The organism is Frigoribacterium sp. AC759 (genome assembly GCF_979256015.1).
Genome location: NZ_CEEDMT010000037.1, coordinates 1 through 17956 on the forward strand (window position 1 = coordinate 1; position 17956 = coordinate 17956).

At 71.0% G+C, this 17956-nt stretch carries 16 protein-coding genes; 4 read left to right on the forward strand and 12 right to left on the reverse strand.

Annotated features, from left to right (window positions below; all coding sequences use genetic code 11):
* On the reverse strand, positions 1-465 hold a 465-nt coding region (locus ACZ6JE_RS14385), incomplete at its 3' end, for an NAD(P)H-hydrate epimerase (protein WP_464319384.1).
* Between the two features lie 86 nt (positions 466-551).
* Between ACZ6JE_RS14385 and ACZ6JE_RS14390 the strand changes: the two genes are divergently transcribed.
* Positions 552-1349 carry an alpha/beta fold hydrolase gene (locus ACZ6JE_RS14390; RefSeq protein WP_192058969.1) on the forward strand — a complete coding sequence of 266 codons (798 nt, stop codon included), beginning with the start codon at positions 552-554 and terminating at the stop codon, positions 1347-1349.
* On the opposite strand, the gene ACZ6JE_RS14395 is transcribed toward ACZ6JE_RS14390, so the two are convergent.
* Positions 1325-1489: a hypothetical protein gene (locus tag ACZ6JE_RS14395; protein WP_464319385.1), complete on the reverse strand. Its 165-nt coding sequence runs from the start codon at positions 1487-1489 to the stop codon at positions 1325-1327. The genes ACZ6JE_RS14390 and ACZ6JE_RS14395 overlap by 25 nt on opposite strands.
* Here ACZ6JE_RS14395 and ACZ6JE_RS14400 point away from each other — a divergent pair.
* Positions 1488-3077: a flavin monoamine oxidase family protein gene (locus tag ACZ6JE_RS14400; RefSeq protein ID WP_464319386.1), complete on the forward strand. Its 1590-nt coding sequence runs from the start codon at positions 1488-1490 to the stop codon at positions 3075-3077. The genes ACZ6JE_RS14395 and ACZ6JE_RS14400 overlap by 2 nt on opposite strands.
* Here ACZ6JE_RS14400 and ACZ6JE_RS14405 read toward each other — a convergent pair.
* Together ACZ6JE_RS14405 and ACZ6JE_RS14410 are read right to left on the reverse strand one after the other, a co-directional pair.
* On the reverse strand, positions 2966-3805 hold the full coding sequence (locus tag ACZ6JE_RS14405; protein ID WP_464319387.1) for a Pr6Pr family membrane protein: 840 nt from the start codon (positions 3803-3805) through the stop codon (positions 2966-2968). The genes ACZ6JE_RS14400 and ACZ6JE_RS14405 overlap by 112 nt on opposite strands.
* Before the next feature lie 120 nt (positions 3806-3925).
* A complete protein-coding gene (locus ACZ6JE_RS14410) occupies positions 3926-4762 on the reverse strand; it encodes an aldo/keto reductase (RefSeq protein WP_243215774.1) in 837 nt (278 codons plus the stop codon).
* Positions 4763-5077: 315 nt separating this feature from the next.
* Here ACZ6JE_RS14410 and ACZ6JE_RS14415 point away from each other — a divergent pair, with 315 nt between their 5' ends.
* Complete coding sequence (locus ACZ6JE_RS14415) at positions 5078-5359, forward strand: hypothetical protein (protein WP_192058979.1); 282 nt, start codon at positions 5078-5080, stop codon at positions 5357-5359.
* A 180-nt stretch (positions 5360-5539) separates the two neighbouring features.
* Here the strand turns inward: ACZ6JE_RS14415 and ACZ6JE_RS14420 are convergent, their stop codons facing one another.
* The 8 genes from ACZ6JE_RS14420 to chvE all read right to left on the reverse strand — a co-directional run bounded on the left by ACZ6JE_RS14420 (position 5540) and on the right by chvE (position 17077).
* Positions 5540-6241, reverse strand: coding sequence for an endonuclease/exonuclease/phosphatase family protein (locus ACZ6JE_RS14420; RefSeq protein ID WP_308196247.1), 702 nt, complete (start codon positions 6239-6241; stop codon positions 5540-5542).
* Between the two features lie 159 nt (positions 6242-6400).
* A complete protein-coding gene (locus tag ACZ6JE_RS14425; RefSeq protein WP_464319388.1) occupies positions 6401-9565 on the reverse strand; it encodes a S8 family serine peptidase in 3165 nt (1054 codons plus the stop codon).
* 176 nt (positions 9566-9741) lie between these two features.
* Complete coding sequence (locus tag ACZ6JE_RS14430) at positions 9742-10821, reverse strand: helix-turn-helix transcriptional regulator (RefSeq protein ID WP_192058983.1); 1080 nt, start codon at positions 10819-10821, stop codon at positions 9742-9744.
* Positions 10822-10899: 78 nt separating this feature from the next.
* Positions 10900-11910 (reverse strand): LLM class flavin-dependent oxidoreductase, encoded by a 1011-nt coding sequence (locus ACZ6JE_RS14435; protein WP_464319389.1) that lies wholly within the window; start codon positions 11908-11910, stop codon positions 10900-10902.
* On the reverse strand, positions 11907-12944 hold the full coding sequence (locus ACZ6JE_RS14440) for a LacI family DNA-binding transcriptional regulator (RefSeq protein ID WP_464319390.1): 1038 nt from the start codon (positions 12942-12944) through the stop codon (positions 11907-11909). The genes ACZ6JE_RS14435 and ACZ6JE_RS14440 overlap by 4 nt, the downstream gene beginning before the upstream one ends.
* A 105-nt stretch (positions 12945-13049) precedes the next feature.
* Positions 13050-14318, reverse strand: a complete 1269-nt coding sequence (gene mmsB, locus ACZ6JE_RS14445) for a multiple monosaccharide ABC transporter permease (protein ID WP_192058989.1) — start codon at positions 14316-14318, stop codon at positions 13050-13052.
* On the reverse strand, positions 14305-15834 hold the full coding sequence (mmsA, locus tag ACZ6JE_RS14450; RefSeq protein WP_197981772.1) for a multiple monosaccharide ABC transporter ATP-binding protein: 1530 nt from the start codon (positions 15832-15834) through the stop codon (positions 14305-14307). Before mmsA ends, mmsB begins: the two co-directional genes overlap by 14 nt.
* 115 nt (positions 15835-15949) lie before the next feature.
* On the reverse strand, positions 15950-17077 hold the full coding sequence (chvE, locus tag ACZ6JE_RS14455; RefSeq protein ID WP_464319391.1) for a multiple monosaccharide ABC transporter substrate-binding protein: 1128 nt from the start codon (positions 17075-17077) through the stop codon (positions 15950-15952).
* A gap of 483 nt (positions 17078-17560) precedes the next feature.
* Here chvE and ACZ6JE_RS14460 point away from each other — a divergent pair, with 483 nt between their 5' ends.
* Complete coding sequence (locus ACZ6JE_RS14460) at positions 17561-17872, forward strand: hypothetical protein (protein WP_192058996.1); 312 nt, start codon at positions 17561-17563, stop codon at positions 17870-17872.
* Positions 17873-17956: the final 84 nt, after the last annotated feature.

A 17956-nucleotide genomic window follows, 5' to 3' on the forward strand; every position in this document is an offset into this window, starting at 1 on the left:
AACGGACCCCGCACCCCCGCCCAGCGCCGCCACCACGCGCCGTGCGTCCCCTCGCAACCCGCCGCTGGCGCCCGTGCCCACCATCCCGTCGAGCACCACGTCGTACTCGCGCAGCAGTCCGGGCGCCGCCGCGGGGTCCGTCCAGGGGCCCAGCGCGTCGACCGTCGCGCCGGCGACCAGGGCGGCAGCGAGCCCCGCCTCGTGCAGTCGCGATCCCGTGGGCACCACGGTCACCGCGCCCCCGGGCACGAACTCCTGTGCCAGCGATGCGCCGGCGTAGAGGGCGTCCCCGCCGTTGTCGCCGCTGCCGACGAGCAGCAGGATCCGCGGGGCCGAGGAGGCGCGCAGCAGCCCGGACACGACCCCCGCGAGTCCGTCGGCGGCCCGCTGCATGAGCGGCTCCCCGGCCTCGAGCAGCGGCTTCTCGGCGGCACGGATCTGGGCGGCGGTCCAGGCATCGGTCATGCCTCCACTCTGCCCCTCGCCGCACGCGAGGCGCCGACTCGCCGCACGCGAGGCACCGACACCAGCCCTGCTGCCAGACTGGACGGATGCGTGCTCAGGCGAACAACCCCGTCGACGGAACCGAGATCGCCTACGAGGTGGACGGCGACGGCCCTCCCCTGGTGCTGGTGCACGGATCCGGCCTCTCGCGCGGCACCTGGCGCGGGCTCGGCTATCTGCGCGATCTGCAGCGCGACTTCACGGTGGTCGCCCTCGACATGCGGGGTCACGGCAAGAGCGGCAAGCCGCACGATCCCGCGTCGTACACGATGGACCTCCACCGCGGCGACGTCGAGGCCGTGCTCACCGCGACCGGGCTCGAGCCGGCGCACTACGTCGGCTACTCGTTCGGCGCCCGGATCGGCCTCTCGATCGCGGCCCACACTCCGCGGCTGCTGCGCACGCTGACGACGATCGGCGGCAGCTGGGCCCCCATGAACGGCAACATCGGCGCCACGTTCGCCCCCGACTGGCACGAGGCGCTCACCACCGGCGGCATGGCCCGTTTCGTCGACCGGTGGGGCGAGACCATCGGCCGTCCGATCGACCCCGAGACCCGTCTCGCGTTCATGCAGGACGACCCCGAGGCGCTGGCCGCCTTCTTCACCGCGGCCGAGACCGGCGGCGGCCTGACCGTCGACCAGCTCGACTCGGTGACCGTGCCCACCCTCCTGCTCGCCGGCACCCGCGACGTCGACCGGCACCGCGAGTCGCAGGAGGCCGCACGCCGCATGCCGGCCGCCGCCTTCTACTCGCTCGTCGGCCAGGATCACGCGTCGTCGCTTCTCCCCGTCGATCAGGTCACCGACCTGCTCCGCACCTATCTCGAGGCCGTCGACGCCTGACCGGGGCCGAGGAGGCGCGGCGAGAGCAGCCGAGGAGGCGCGGCGCCGGCAGACAGGAACGCCCGCCGAGGAGGCGCGGTGTCGGCACGCGGCACGGGGTGCGCGGACAGCGTGCCGGGCTGCGAGAATGACGGGACCATGGGCATCAGTCGTCGCGCGTTCCTGACGGGCTCGCTCTCGGGCGCCGCGGTGCTCGTGCTCGCCGCCTGCACCCCCGACGCGCCCTCCCCCGCGCCCACGAGCGGCGCCCCGACGCCGACCGTCGATCCGACGGTGCCCGCCGGTCTGGCCGCGGCCGGGTTCCTCCGGAGCTCGTGGGCCGACGACGCGCTGTCCGGCGGGTCGTCGAGCTACCTCGCCACCGGGTCGACGATCACCGACCGTCTGACGCTCGCCGGGTCGCTCGACGACCGCCTGTTCTTCGCCGGCGAGGCCGTCGCCTCCCGTCACGCCGGCACCGTCTACGGCGCGAGGGCCTCGGGCTTCGACGTCGCCGACGAGATCGCGACGGTCGCCTCCGAGGGCGAGCGCGTCATCGTGATCGGCGCGGGCATCGCCGGGGCCACCGCCGCCCGCGCCCTGGCCGACCGGGGCTTCGACGTCGTGGTCGTCGAGGCCCGCGACCGGATCGGGGGCCGCATCCACACGGTCACCGACGACGACTGGCCCTTCGCCGTCGAGCTCGGCGTGTCGACCCTGTTCGGCGAGGCGGCTCCGGCGCTCGTCGGCGCGCTCGCCCTCGCGGGGGTCGACACCGTCCGCCTCCGCGAGACCGGCACCGGCACCGCCCAGCTCGAGGCCCGCACCGCCGACGGAACGCCCACCGATCTGACGCAGGCCGTCGCGACGGCCCTGAGCACTGCCGTGTCCTGGGCCGAGAGCACCGACGGCCCCGACAGCGGCGCGACCGGCGGTGGAACAGGCGGCGGCAGCAGCACGGGCGCAGGCCGCTCCGCCCGTCAGGTCTTCGCCGAGTCCGGTGCCGACCGGGTCTCGACCACGCCCGATGCGACCGGGGTCTCCGACGCCGATCGTGTCGCGTTCCTCCTCGACCGCATCGTGCCGGCCCGGTACGGCGCCGAGGCCGGCGAGCTCGCGATGACGCAGGTCGGCGACGATCTGCTCCCTCTCGACGCGACCCTGGTCACCGGTGGCCTCGAGACGTTCGTCACGGGTCTGCTCGACGGTCTCGACGTGCTCCGCGGCAGCACCGTCGCCCGCATCCAGTACGGCGACCAGGGGGTGGGGCTCCGGCTCGCCACCGGAGAATCGCTGTCGGCCGACCGGGTCGTCTCGACCCTGCCGCTGGGTGTGCTCAAGCAGGGCGCCGTCGAGTTCGAGCCCGCCCTGCCCGCGGCCTACGCGTCGGCGATCGAGTCGCTCGGCATGGGCGACCAGGAGGTCCTCTGGCTGCGCTTCGACCACGCCTTCTGGTCGACCGAGGCGACCGTCTGGGCCGTGCTCGACGACACGGCGAGCGACCGCCTGTTCGTCAACCTGCTGCCGGCGACCGGCGAGCCCGTCCTCGTCTCGCTGACCGGCGGCGACGCCGGGCGGGCCACGGCCGCGCTCGACGACGACGAGGCGGTCACCGCCGCCCTCGCATCGCTGGCGCCCTACCTCGACCTCGTGTCGGCCTCGCCCGCACCCGGCGAGACCGGCGCGCCCGACGAGACCTCGGCACCCGACGAGACCCCTGCATCCGGCGAGGCGACCCCCGGCAGCTGAGTCGCGACCGACCGGCGGCCACCGACCGGCCTGCGCCGCGCCTCCGGCGACAGACCGGCCCCGACCCTGATCGACGGGATCCGAGGAGGCGCGCCCGGCACCGCGGGCCGGTTCCGCGGACGAAGACGGCTGAGTGCGACGAGCCCCACCGTCACACCGATGATGGTGCCGATGGCGATGCCGTTGTAGAGCACGAACTCGTCGGGCCAGCGCACCTGCGCCGGGTCGAGGAAGAAGTACGGGTACCAGCCGACCCGCGCACCGCGCCAGATCGTGAAGAGCCCCCAGACGATCGGGAACGGCAGCGCGGCGAGCACGAGGCGCCAGCGCACGCGCGTCCGCCCGGGAGCGAAGACCCAGTCGATCAGCACGAAGGTGGACAGGTAGAAGTGCAGCACCTGACTCGACCAGGGGACGCCGATCGTGTAGTTGTGACTGGCCGACTCGATGACGATCACGCCGTAGACCAGTCCCGACACGATCACGTACGTCGTCACGAGCGCGTGCAGCGAGGCGAACCACCGCGGCTCTGGCACCCCTCTGAGCATCAGCACACCCGAGACGGTCAGCACCACGACGTTGGCGATGTTGCTCTGCTGCGTGAAGTAGCTGAAGTAGTTGATGGTGCTGAAGGTGCTGAACCCGAGCACGTAGACGAAGTACGAGACGAGGGCCGAGAGCCCCGCGGCGGCGGCGGCCAGCCGGAGCACGCCCACGAGTCGTCGCACGTCGTCACACACTCCCAGGCCGTCGTCTCGAAAGGACCGAGCGTACTAGCGCCCCATGACAGAGGCCGGGCCGCCGCGCGAGATGCGCGGCGGCCCGGCCGGAGTCTCAGCAGGGGCTGCTTACGGGATGTAGTTGAACTCGTCGGGGTTCGGGCCCGTGCGCTCGTCCTTGTTCAGGGCCGTGATGGCCGTGACGTCGGCGTCGGTCAGCTCGAAGTCGAACAGGTCGAAGTTCTCTTCGACGCGCGAGCGGGTGACCGACTTCGGGAACACGATGTCGCCGCGCTGGATGTGCCAGCGCAGCGTGACCTGCGCGGTGGACTTGCCGACGCGCTCGGCGATCTCGGTGATGGTCTCGTCCTTCAGGACGCCGCCCTGGGCGATGGGCGACCAGGCCTCGGTGTGGATGCCCTTCGAGACGCCGAACTCGCGGAGCGCGTCCTGTGTGAGGTAGGGGTGCACCTCGATCTGGTTGACGACCGGCACGACCGAGCCCTCGGCGAGGACGCGCTCGAGGTGCGGCTGCTGGAAGTTCGAGACGCCGATCGACTTGGCGCGGCCGCTGGCGTAGATCTCCTCCATGGCCTTCCAGGTCTCGATGTAGTCGACGTCGATGCCGGGCAGGGGCCAGTGGATGAGGAACAGGTCGACGTAGTCCTGCTTGAGGGCGTCGAGGGTGCCGTCGAACGCCTTCAGCGCGTCGTCGCGCTTGTGGAAGCCGTTGTTGAGCTTCGAGGTGACGAAGATGTCGCTGCGGTCGAGACCGCTCTCGGCGATGGCCTCGCCGACGCCGGCCTCGTTGCCGTACATCTCGGCGGTGTCGATGTGGCGGTAGCCGACCTCGAAGGCGGTGAGCGTCGCGTCCTTCGTCTCGGCCGGGTCGACCTGGTAGACGCCGAACCCGAGCTGGGGGATCTGGATTCCGTTGTTCAGGGTGATGGTGGGGATCGTGGTCATGTCATAAGCCAACCACCGGGGCGGCTCGATGCTTCCAAGAAAGCCCCTGGTGCCTGTACCCCGGGTGTGTTACTGTCATGAGTCGCTTGGAACAGATCCTCTCTGATCGTTCCCGGAACAGCTCTGGCCGAGTCCACACCGTCCTCCTGATCCGAACAGCCCGACGACACCATCGGAGTCACCCCTCACGGGTGCTCACTCTTCCGATCGTCGTGACACGGGCCCGACCGGACACCGTCCGCACCGCCGTCGCATCAAGACGGCCCACGCAAGCCGAGACGCTGCGTGCCGTAGAGCACATCGAAAGAACCGAACATGAAGAGCACCATCACCACCATCACGGGAACGGTCACGACCGTCCCGACCCTGACCACCGCCCGCCTCGTCGAGTTCGTCGTCGTCGACGCCCGCGGCGCCGAGTTCGCCGTCCGCGCCTGGAGCGACGTCGTGACCGACGCCGTCCGCGTCGGCGCCACCGTCACGGTCTCCGGCACCGAGGGCTGGGTCATCCCCGGTCGCAGCTGGCGCCGCGAGCCGAGCCGCACCATCGTGCAGGCCTACTCGGTCGACACGGCGGCACTGCTGCTCGCCGCCTGACCCCGCAGCCGGCGACCCCGGCACCCGGCCCGCCCCGCGGCGGCCGACACGCACGCACCGCCCGACCGGCTCAGCCGATCGGGCGGTTCTGCGTCGTCCGCGACTCGGACGGCCGCCCGCGACTCGGACGGCCGCCCGCGACTCGGACGGCCGCCTGCGACTCGGAGGGTCGTCCGCGACTCAGGCGGTCGCGAGACCCTGCGCCCGCACCAGGATCGGCCGGTGGTCGGAGATGCCGGCCGGCAGCGTGACGATGTCGTCGATGGTGAGGCCGATGCTCGTCGCGAAGTCGAAGTGGCCCTTGACGTACCGGTAGCCGAGGTAGGTCGGCGTGTCGCTGCGGGTCAGGATGAAGCCGTCGCGTTCGATCCGCTTGCGCAGCCCCTGGTGGAACCACGGGTAGTTGAAGTCGCCCACCATCAGCATGGGCGCCCGCGGCGCCAGCGCCCGCATGAGTTCGTGCGCCGACGAGACCTGCTTGCGGCGCAGCCCGTTCGTGGCGGTCAGCGGAGCGGCGTGGAACGACCCGACCAGCACGTCGGTCTTCGACACGCGGTCGGCGAGGTGCATCGCCAGCAACCGCTCGTGGGCGGGCGACATGACCCGGTCGTGCATCGACTTCTTCAGGGCGTACACCTGCGAGCCGAGCAGCTCGAAGCGGTCGGGGCGGTAGTACGCCGCGAGTCCGAGCCGGTTGTTGCGCGTCGACGTCGCCAGCACGAGGTCGCCCAGCCGGTCGGGGATGTCGTTCGTGTCGGCCTCCTGCAGGCAGAGCACGTCGGCTCGGTGGTCGCGCGCCAGGCTTTCGATCTCGCCCTTCGCCGTGTGCTCGCGGAGGTTGTAGCTGATCACGCGCATCGAGTTGCCGTCTTCTTCTTTCACGGGGACCGAACCTAGCCCACCGATGTTTCGACGACGTGCAGATTCGGCACGATATTCGCTCCGGGGACGGCAGGAGGCGGTCCGCACCTCCTCTCGGAAGGTGCGGACCGCCTCCTGGTCACCGTCCGCGACCGGTTCTCGGCGCGGGCTGCCTCAGGCTCAGCGCCAGCGCGGCCACCAGTGGTGGATCAGATCGCCGATGGCGTTCCAGATCCAGTCGATGATCGCCCCGAGGTTCCATCCGCCGCCGGGCGTGCCGGGCTCGGTGGGCGGCTCCTCGGGCTCGGGCTCGGCGCCCGAGGCGACGGTCACGTAGGTGACGGTGCCCGTGTCGCCGTACGAGACCCGACCCAGGTAGCTGGCGTCGTAGTCGAGACCGGACCACGAGGTCGTGACCGTGGTGGTCTCGCCGAGCGCCGCCTCGATCGACGCGGGGTCGACGGAGAAGTCGCCGACGGCCTGGGCCGGATCGAGCAGATACGACGTCAGCGAGTAGCCGAGATCGCCGGCCCCCGAGTAGAAGTCGATCATCAGCACGTAGGAGCCCGCCTCGGGCGCCTCGACGTCGAGCTGCTCGTCGGCCGATCCCGTCGCCGCGTAGTCGACCAGCGTGTCGGGCTCGCCCGCCGCATCGGCCGAGTAGAGCAGCAGGTCGAGGTCGGCGGTGTCGTCGGCGGAGTCGAGCACGAACCGGCCGTGCGTCGTGCCCTCGGCGATCGTCAGCGGCACGAGGGCGGGATCGCCGCCCGCGGTGCCCGAGCCGGTCGCGACGGCGCCCTTGGCGAGCCCCTCCGCAGCCAGCGGCAGCGACAGCGCGTCGCCGGCCGTGACGTCGAGCGAGGCCTCGCCCGTCGCGCCCTCGCCGGCCAGCTCGGACGCGACGTCGAGCTGCACGGGGCGGACGGCCAGGGGGCTCCGCACGTCGTGCGTGCCGTCGCTCCAGGTCAGGTAGCCGGTGGCGAACTCGTCGAGCGGCGCCGTCGTGCGGGTGAACTCGACCGTGTACTCCCTCTTCTCGCCGGCCGCGGCGAAGTCCAGCGTCGCGGGCGACACCTCGACCGAGACGCCGGGCATCTCGACCGGGGCGACGCTGTAGCTGCCCGCCTCGGTCGCCGTCACCGTGCGGGTGACCGTCGCGGTGCCCGCCAGCGAGCCGACGCTGATCGAGGGGAGGTTCATCGACGAGTCGGTGCCCTCGACCGTGTCGATCGAGTCGACGTACGCCTGCCACTGCTCGGGGCCGTTCTCGTAGAGCAGACCCGGCTCGAGGAACCTCGTCGGGTCGACGTGACCCGCACCCTGGGCGAAGACGTCGCGACTCGGCTGACCGTCGGGTCCGACGAGGTCGTACGCGGTGGTCATCATGGCCGACTTGACCTCGTCGGGCGACCAGTCGGGGTGCGCGGTCGCCGAGAGGTAGAGCGCGGCGAGACCGGCGATGTGCGGCGACGACATCGACGTGCCCGACAGGAACTCGTACGAGCCCGCCTCGCCCGCGGCGTTAGCCCCGTCGGCGAGGATCGCGACGCCGGGCGCCGAGATGTCGGGCTTGAGCAGGTTGCCGCCGTCGGCCGTCACCGGACCGCGCGACGAGAAGCCGGCGATCTGGGGCGTCGCGGGCTCGGGCAGACCCTCGGGGTTGCCGTCGAGCAGCGTCACCGTGGCGCCCGCGGTGGCCGCGTAGGCGTGCAGCGCGGTGTAGCCCTCGGCGTCGACGTGGACCGTCGGGATGACGTGCTCGTCGAGGTCGACGGAGCTCGGGGTCTTGTTGACCAGCAGCATCCCGATGCCGCCGACCCGGTCGACCTCGGCGCTCTTGTCGGTGCGGCCGACCACTCCGCGGTCGCAGAGGACCACGGCGTCGTCGGGCACGAGCGCGGCGTCGAGCGTGCCCGGCGTGCAGAGCAGGGCGTCGGCGGTCGACGCCGAGGCCAGCTTCACCGCCTGCGAATCGACGAGCGTGCCGGTCAGGCCCTCGTCGCCGACGGGCACGGTGATCGATCCGCCCAGGTACGAGGTGCCGTCGCCCGTGCGGGCGGTGGCGGAGTAGCTCGGGATGGTGCTCGCGGCCACCGTGGTGATCCACGGCGCGGCGTTGTCGGCCGTCGTCTCGGACGGGCCGTCGTTGCCGGCCGAGGCGGCGACGAAGACGCCGGCGGAGGCCGCGCCGAGGAACGCCTGATCGGTCGCCGAGTAGGTGCTGGTCGCGCCGCCCCCGCCGATCGAGTAGTTGATGACGTCGACGCCGTCGGTGACCGCCGCCTCGATGGCGGCGATCAGGTCGAGGGTGGCGCAGCCGTCGTCTTCGGTCGAGACGCGGTCGGGGCCGTCCCAGCAGACCTTGTAGGCGGCGATCTTCGCTGCGGGGGCGACACCCGAGATCGTGCCGAAGTCGCGACCGGCGACCTGGGCCTCGACGTCGGCGTTGCCGGCCGCGGTGCTCGCCGTGTGCGAGCCGTGGCCGTTGCCGTCGCGGGGCGAGAGGTACTCGCCCTGCTCCTCGGTGCCGATGTTGCCGACGCCGAAGCCGTCGACGAAGTAGCGCGCGCCGATCAGCTTCGTGTTGCAGTCGGCCGCGGTGAACTGCACGCCGGTCTGGCAGACGCCCCGGAAGGTCCCGCCGTCGCCGCGCGGGAAGACCGTCGACGAGCCCTCGAGGTGCGGCTCGGTGGCGCTCGCCTCGCCGAGCGGGTCGCCCGCGAACGAGGCGTTGCCCGCGGCGATGCCGGAGTCGATGATGCCGACGACGACCCCGTCGCCGGCGGCGTCGCGGCCGCCGAGGGAGTCCCAGACGCCGCCCGCGCCCTGGGCGTCGCCGAGACCGAGGAACTCGGTCGAGGGCGTGGCCTGCAGCTTGAGCAGCTCGTTCTTCGAGACGGCGGCGACCGACGGGTCGCTCGCGAGCGACCGGGCCTGGTCGGCCGTGAGGTCGGCGGCGAACGCGTTCGTCGTGACCGAGTAGTGGGCGTCGACCGAGGCTCCGACCGCCGCGGCGACGTCCGCCTGGGTCTCCTCGAGGTGGTCGCTGTACTTCTGCACCGGAGCGGCGCGCGCGTCGAGCCGGGTGCCCTCGGGGGTGGCCGTCGCGGGGAGCCCCGCCGTGCCTCCCTCGTAGGTGGCCGCCGCGGGCTCGCGGAGGGTCACGATGTACTTGCCCGCCGAGAACGACGTGTCGCCGACGACGGCCGGACCCTCGGCGGCGAGGGCCGACGTCGCGGGGAGCGCGACGACTCCCCCGGCGACGAGTGCGGTCGCGAAGAGCCCGGAGGCGAGCAGCGCGGCGAGAGGGGCTTTCGGCCGACGAGGGCCGGATGGAGTGATCACGGGTGCCTTCCGACGCTGTCGCCCCCATGGCGAAGTCGTCGAGTAAGAGTTACCTGAGAATTCATCTGACCCTCAAGCGAGGGTGGTGGCCGAAAGCTGCCACTGGCCGCGCGAGGCCGCATTGTTAACCTGCCGTGACCCGTTCGGGGGACACCGTGTCCGCCACGTGGCCGACGTCAGAGCCAGCCCCGACGTGCGGCCTCGACCCCCGCATGGAACCTGTTGGTCACCCCGAGTTCGCCGAACAGGTCATGCACGCGGCGCCGCACGGTGCGCACCGAGAGACCGAGCCGCTGGGCGACGACCTCGTCGGTGGCGCCGGCGGCCATCAGGGCGATCAGGTCGCGCTCTTCGAGACTCGGCCCGCGGCGCGGCGACGCGGCGGCATCCGTCGGGCGGCTCTCGTCGGCGACCCGGGCGGCGATCAGCGACCAGTCGGGCGACCCCGAGCCCCCTCCCCCGGCGCCCGCGGTGGCGGACCGGTCGACGGGCACGGGCACCGCGGCACGCCAGCGCTGCTCGAAAAGCTCGACGAGGGCCGCGACGAGAGCCGGCGACTCGGTGACCAGCGCCTCCGGGGCGGCGGGGTCGTGACCGAGCGAGACGAGGGCGATGCGCTCGTCGGCGACGGCGAGCTTGACGGGGAGCGAGTCGGTCAGCCGCGCCTCCTCGCCGTGACCGCCCAGGCGGTGGACGCCCTGCCAGCGTCCGTCGGCCGCGAAGCTGTCCATCGTGTAGACGGCCCGCCAGCGGACGCCCCGTGCGAGTGCGGTGCGCTCGGTGCCCTCGTTGCCGACGACGACGTAGGGCGGCCGGTCGAACGCGACGAACGACCGGGTCGCGGTCAACTCGAGTCGCGTGTACCGGTCGCCGATGGCGGCCGCGCCGACCAGCGTGCGGGTGACCGCCGACGGGTCGGCCCGGCGACGCGTCTCGTCGAACAGCTCGGCCAGGACCCCCGTGGAGGCGCGGGCCGAGGCGAGCGCATCGGCCCGCCTCGCGACGAGGGCCGGCACCGAGACCCGGGGGTCGACCGCCGCCCAGCGCGCCGACGCGGTGACGCCCGGCGCGCTCTCGTGCACGAGCCCCAGCGCCCGGAGCCGCTGGAGACCGGCCTCGACCGCCGCCTGCTCGAGGTGCGGCAGCCCGGCCCCGAGGGCGTCGACGCCGACGCCGTCGGACTCGGCGAGGACGACCTCGTACACCTCGGCGGCGACCGCGTCGACGCCGAGCGCCGAGAGCTCGGGCAGACTCATGCGCTCGACCCTAGCCGCGCCCGCGCCCGCCTCTGCACCCGCCGACGGAGCCCGGTGCAGCGCCGCGAGGCGCGCGGCCTACGCGGCGGGGGTGAGCCGCATCGCGTCGGCGAGCAGCGCGACCGACCGGAGCCGCGCCTCCTTCGACGACCCGGCGTGGGCCACGATCAGCTCGTCGGCCTGCGCGGTGCGGGCGAACTGCTCCATGTACTCGCGCGCCTCGGAGGGGGTGCCGACCGCGGTGTAGGTCGTCATCGACAGCACGTGCTGCCCCACCGGGGTGCGCAGCAGGTGATCGAGCTCGGCGTCGTCGAACTCGCGGGCGACGTCGATCTGACCGCTCTGACGCAGCAGCATCAGCAGGCGCTGACGCTTGACGACGGCGAACTGCGCGTCGGCGTCGTCGGAGTCGTCGGCGACCACGGCGTTCACGGCCGCGATCACATAGGGCTCGGCCAGCTGATCGGACGGCTGGAACTCGCGTCGGTAGGCGGTCACGGCGTCGATCAGGTCGTTCGGCGCGAAGTGCGAGGCGAACGCGTAGGGCAGACCGAGCGCGGCGGCGAGCTTCGCCCCGAACAGCGACGAGCCGAGGATGTACAGCGGCACGTTGGTGCCGCCGCCGGGCACCGCCTGCACGCCCGCGATGCGCGACTCGCCGGCGAGGAACGCCTGGAGCTCGAGGATGTCCTGAGGGAACCGCTCGGACGACGCCGGGTCGCGGCGCAGCGCCCGGAACGTCGCCTGATCGCTACCCGGCGCCCGCCCGAGCCCGAGGTCGATGCGGCCCGGGTGCAGGGTCTCGAGCGTGCCGAACTGCTCGGCGATGGTGAGGGGCGAGTGGTTCGGCAGCATGACGCCGCCCGACCCGAGCCGGATGGTCTTCGTCTGGCTGGCGATGTGCGCGATCAGCACCGACGTGGCGCTCGACGCGATCGACGCCATGTTGTGGTGCTCGGCGTACCAGACCCGCCGGTAGCCGCTCGCCTCTGCCTGCTGTGCGAGCGCGACGGAGGCCGCGAAGCTGTCGCGCACCGTCTCTCCGGGGGCGACGGGGGCGAGGTCGAGGATCGAGAGGGGAATGCTCATGAGGGGGGCAACACCGAGGAGGCGCGGCGTATGCCCGCGGTCGGGGGCGCGGCCGTCGAGCCCCGCACCACGAGCTCGGTCGGGAGGGACGCCACCGGGGTGGAGTCGCCGGCCAGCACCGCCTCGACCGTCGTCATGATGAGACGCCCGAGGGCCTCGAAGTCCTGCCGCACGGTCGTCAGCGACGGCAGGAAGTGCGCGGCCTCGGGGATGTCGTCGAAGCCGACGATGCTCACGTCGCCGGGTACCGACACCCCGGCCTCGGCGAAGGCGTGCACGAGGCCGAGCGCCATCTGGTCGTTGCCGCAGAACACGGCCGTCACCTCGCCGGCGGCGACGCGGTCGACGAGCTCGCGGCCGACGCGGTGCCCCGAGGCGGGGGTCCAGTCGCCGCGCAGCAGCACCGACGGGTCGAGTCCGAGCCGGGTGCAGGCGCCTCGCCAGCCGCGTTCGCGGTCGCGGCCGTCCATCCAGCCCTCGGGGCCGGCGACGTGCGCGATGCGGGTGTGGCCGAGCGCGGCGAGGTGCTCGACCGCCGACTCCGCGCCCGCCACCTGGTCGAGCGACACCGTGTGGTGGCCGGCCTCGGCCTCGCTGTCGGCGGTGACGAGCGGCACCGACACCTCGGCCCGGCGGAGCACCCGCAGCACCTCGGGGTCGGGGGCGATCAGCACGAGGGCGGCGACGTTCTGACCGAGCAGCGCGTCGAGGGCCTGCTGCATGCCCTTGCGGTCGGCGACGTCGAGGGTCGCCATCGACACCTGGTAGCCCGCGCGGCGTGCCGCGCCGTTGAAGCCGTGCATGGTGCTCGACGGGCCGTAGTACGGGAACCCGGTGCTGATCAGGCCGATCGAGGTCGTCTTGCGGCTGGCGAGGGCCCGCGCGGCCAGACTCGGCCGGTAGTTCAGCTCGTCGACGGCGGCGTCGACCTTCGCCTTCGTGGCCGGTCGCACCGACGGGTCGCCGTTGACGACCCTCGAGACGGTCTGGTGCGAGACGCCGGCTGCTGCCGCGACGTCGAAGAGGGTTGCCACGTGATGATCCTAGGTCTGTTCGTTTCGCGGGTCGGACGGGCCCGGACGACGAGAAGGCGCGGCTCCCGTGATCGGGAACCGCGCCTCCTGAGGGGGTCGCTCTCGCTACTTGGTGGCCGAGGCGGCGCGACGCTTGTTGAAGACGTCGAACGCGACGGCGGCGAGCAGCACCAGGCCCTTGATGAGCGACTGGTACTCCGTGCCGACACCGAGGATCGACATGCCGTTGTTCAGGATGCCGATGATCAGACCGCCGACGATGGCGCCGGTGACGGTGCCGATGCCGCCGGTGACCGCCGCACCGCCGATGAAGACGGCGGCGATCGCGTCGAGCTCGAAGCCGTTGCCGGCGTTGCCGCTGGCCAGGTTCAGCTGACCGGTGAAGACAAGGCCGGCCAGAGCCGAGATGACGCCCATGTTGACGAACAGCAGGAACGTGACGCGCTTGGTCTTGATGCCCGACAGCTCGGCCGCGTGCAGGTTGCCGCCGATGGCGTAGACGTGGCGGCCGAAGACCGAGTTCTTCATGACCGTCGAGTAGACGACGACGAGGACGGCGAGGACCACGAGGACGATCGGGGTGCCCGAGTAGCTGGCGAGCAGGAACCCGATGTACATGACGAGCGCGACCGTGAAGACGAGCTTCGTGACGAACCACAGGAACGGCTCGTCCTCGAGCTGGTACTTGCGACGCGTGGCACGACCGCGGAGGCCCGTGCCGATCAGCGCGACCGCCGCGATGGCGCCTAGCACCAGGGTGAGCGGCTCGTAGCCGGTCGTGCCGAACGTCGGGAGGAACCCGGAGCCGATGTCGCGGAACCCCTGGGGGAACGGCGAGATCTGCTGCGTCTGCAGGGCGATCTGGGCGGCACCGCGGAAGGCGAGCATGCCCGCCAGGGTGACGATGAACGCCGGTATGCCGAAGTAGGCGATCCAGAACCCCTGCCAGGCGCCGACCAGGCCGCCGAGCACGAGGCAGAGCACCACGGCGACGGGCCAGGGCAGACCCCACTGCGTGATCATGACGCCGGCCATGGCGCCGGTGAAGGCCACGATCGACCCCACCGAGAGGTCGATGTGACCGGCGATGATGACCATCACCATGCCGATGGCGAGGATCAGGATGTAGCTGTTCTGGACGATCAGGTTCGAGACGTTGATCGGCGCCAGGGTGATGCCGTTGGTCGTGATCTGGAAGAACAGCACGATGACGATCAGCGCGATGAAGAGGCCGATCTGGCGCAGCTGGCCGCCGAGGTACGAGAACGCACCGACGATCGGGTTGCCACCGGAGCCGGACTGCGGCTGACGGGACGACGGCGACCCGCCGGTGGGCTTCGGGTCGGTGGCCTGGGTGGGGCTAGGCGCGCTCATTGACGGGGCTCTCTCGTTCGAGGGTCATGTACTTCAGGAGGAACTCGGGGGTCGCCTCGGCGATCGGCACGTCGGCCGTGATGCGCCCCTCCGAGAGGGTGTAGATGCGGTCGCAGATGCCGAGCAGCTCGGGCAGCTCGCTCGAGATGACGATCACTCCCTTGCCGGCGTCCGCGAGCTGGTTGATGATCGTGTAGATCTCGTACTTCGCGCCGACGTCGATGCCGCGCGTGGGTTCGTCGAGGATGAGCACGTCGGGGTCGGCGTACATCCACTTCGACAGCACGACCTTCTGCTGGTTGCCGCCCGAGAGCTTGCCCGTCACGGCCGCCACGTTCGGCGCCTTGATGTTCATGCTCTTGCGGTAGCGCTCGGCGACCGTGCTCTCTTCGGACCGGTTGACGAAACCCCAGTTCGCGAGTTTGCCGAGGGCCGAGCCCGAGACGTTGCGCGTGATGTCGTCGATCAGGTTGAGACCGTACTTCTTGCGGTCTTCGGTGGCGTAGGCGAGACCGGCCGCGATGGCCTTGCTCACCGTGTTGATCTTGATCGGCTCGCCGCGCTTGTAGACGGTGCCCGAGATGCCGGTGCCGTAGCTGTGGCCGAAGACGCTCATCGCGAGCTCGGTGCGACCCGCGCCCATCAGGCCCGCGATCCCGACGATCTCGCCGGCGCGCACGTTCAGGTTGGCCTGGTGGATGATCTCGCGGCTCGAATCGAGCGGGTGGTGGACGGTCCAGTCCTCGATGCGCAGCAGCTCGTCGCCGATGGTCGACTCGTGCGACGGGTAGCGGCTCTCGAGGTCGCGGCCGACCATGCCCTTGATGATGCGGTCTTCGGAGACCTCGCCGGCGTGCATGTCGAGGGTCTCGATGGTCTTGCCGTCGCGGATGATCGTGACCTTGTCGGCGATCTCCTTGATCTCGTTCAGCTTGTGACTGATGATGATCGAGGTGATGCCCTGGCCCTGCAGGCTCTTGATGAGGTCGAGCAGGTGGGCCGAGTCGTCGTCGTTCAGCGCCGCGGTCGGCTCGTCGAGGATGAGCAGCTTGACCTTCTTCGACAGCGCCTTGGCGATCTCGACCAGCTGCTGCTTGCCGACGCCGATGTCCGTCACCTTGGTGACCGGGTTGTCGCGGAGACCCACGCGGGCCAGCAGACCGGCCGCGTCGAGGTTTGTCTTGTTCCAGTCGATGAAGCCGCCCTTGGACTGCTCGTTGCCGAGGAAGATGTTCTCGGCGATCGACAGGAAGGGGCTGAGCGCCAGCTCCTGGTGGATGATGACGACGCCCGCGGCCTCGGAGTCGTTGATGTTCTTGAAGTCGACGGGCTGGCCGTCGAGCATGATCTGACCGTCGAAGGACCCTGACGGGTAGACCCCCGACAGCACCTTCATCAGCGTCGACTTGCCGGCGCCGTTCTCGCCGCAGATCGCGTGGACCTGGCCGCGCTCGACCTCCAGCGTGACGTTCTGCAGTGCCTTGACGCCGGGGAACGTCTTCGTGATGTCGCGCATCTCGAGGATCGTGTTCGCCACGTGTTCCTTCTTTCGTGCCTGGGGTGAGGTGGAGCGATGGAGCGCAGGAGGCGCGGTGCGGGTGCGCCGCGCCTCCTGCGTTCTCGGGAGGGACCTACTTCAGGTCGGCCTCGGTGAAGTAGCCGCTGTCGACGAGGACCTCCTTGTAGTTGTCCTCGGTGACGATGGTCGGCTGGAAGAGGAACGTCGGGACGACCTTCTCGCCGTTGTCGTACGTCTTGTCGTCGTTCGTCTCGGGGGTGTCGCCCTTGAGGAGGTCGTCGGCCATGATCACGGACTGGTCGGCGAGCTGACGGGTGTCCTTGTAGATGGTCGAGTACTGCTGACCGGCGATGATCGACTTGACCGAGGCGGCCTCGGCGTCCTGACCGGTGACGACGGGGAGGTCGGCGTCGGAGTAGCCGGCACCCTGCAGCGCCGAGATGATGCCGATCGAGATGCCGTCGTAGGGCGACAGCACGCCGTCGAGCTTGGTTCCGCCCGAGTAGGTCGAGGCGATCAGGTTCTGCATGCGGGCCTTGGCGGTCGCGGGGTCCCACTGCTGCGTGGCGGCCTGCGTGAACTCGTCCTGGCCGGAGCCGATGGTCAGCGAGCCGTCTTCGATGTAGGGCTTCAGGGTGTCCATCGCGCCGTTGAAGAAGAAGGTCGCGTTGTTGTCGTCGGGGCTGCCGGCGAAGACCTCGATGGTCTTCTTCTCGGCGCCGTCGATCTTGGCGCCGTCGGCGTCGGCGAGGCCGAGACCGGTCAGCAGGCTGGTCGCCTGGTCGACGCCCACCTTGTAATTGTCGAACGACACGTAGTAGTCGACGTTCTCGTTGCCCGTCAGGAGGCGGTCGTACGAGATGACCTTGATGCCGGCCTTGGCGGCCGAGTCGAGCTGGTCGCTCAGCGAGCCGCCGTCGATCGAGGCGACGATGAGCACCTTGGCGCCCTTGGTGATCATGTTGCTGACCTGCTGGACCTGCTGGGGGATCTTGTTGTCGGCGTACTCGAGGTCGACCTTGTAGCCCTTGTCCTCCAGGGCGCTCTTGACGGCGTCGCCGTCCTTGATCCAGCGCTCGGAGACCTTGGTGGGCATCGCGACGCCGACGAGGGCGCCCGAGTTGTCGCCGCCGCTGTCGCCGCTGCCGGCGTCGGCGCCGCGGCCGCCGCCCGAGCAGGCGGCCAGCGATGCGACGAGTCCGACGGCGACGATGCCGGAGAGGAGCTTCTTGTTCTTCACTGTGTGATTCCTTCGGTGTCCGTGTCATCTCGACGACGTCGTCGATGACGGTGGGAGGGGGTGGGTGACTCTGCGGACGGGTCTGAGTGACCGGTCACACGGGCAGGAGGGTGCGGGTGGCGAGACGAGGTGACGGGCGCCTCGGGTCGCTGCCGCCCCGGGATCCGGGGCGGGGAGGATGCGATGGCCGCGCGGGAGGCGGCCGACGTCAGCCGAGGAGGCGCGAGGACGTGCCGCGGGAGGGAGACGGGGATGAGACGGTCGCCGAAAGCGGTCGGCGACTCTCGTGTCGGGTGGTGATGCAGGTGTACACAGGTGACCTCTTCGTCAGGGACTGCTTCCAATGTGAGCGCTCACATCCGAGCGCTCGCCAATGATGCGCGCTGCGCAGGCGCGTGTCAAGTCGGCTGTCCCCCGGCGCGGTTAACACGCTCGCCACATGCCGTTCACGTCGCTGAGCGGAAGGCACGGCACAGTGTGCCCATGATCACCGCGACGGTCACCGTCCACACCGCGCACGACCCCGCGGGCCTGTTCTGGCTGTCGCGGCGGCTGCTGTCCGAGCATGTCGCGGCCAGGGTCGGCGAGGGTCAGTACCTCGTGCAGCTCGCCGACGCGGGCACCGTGCTGCTCACCGAGTCGACCGAGATGCTGCGGTTCGACATGGTGGTGCGAGACGAGCTCTCGGCACGCCGCACGCGACGTGCGCTCGAGGGGGCGTTGAACCGACTGTCGGCCGGCTCGGTCTCGGCGACGACGTGGCAGATCGACGCCGTCGCGCAGATGCCCGCCTAGCCGGAGCGGCGCCCGGAGTCAGTTGATGCAGGCGCCGGCCGCGTAGCTGGTGCCCACGGGGGACGGGCTGGGGGCGGGCTCGGG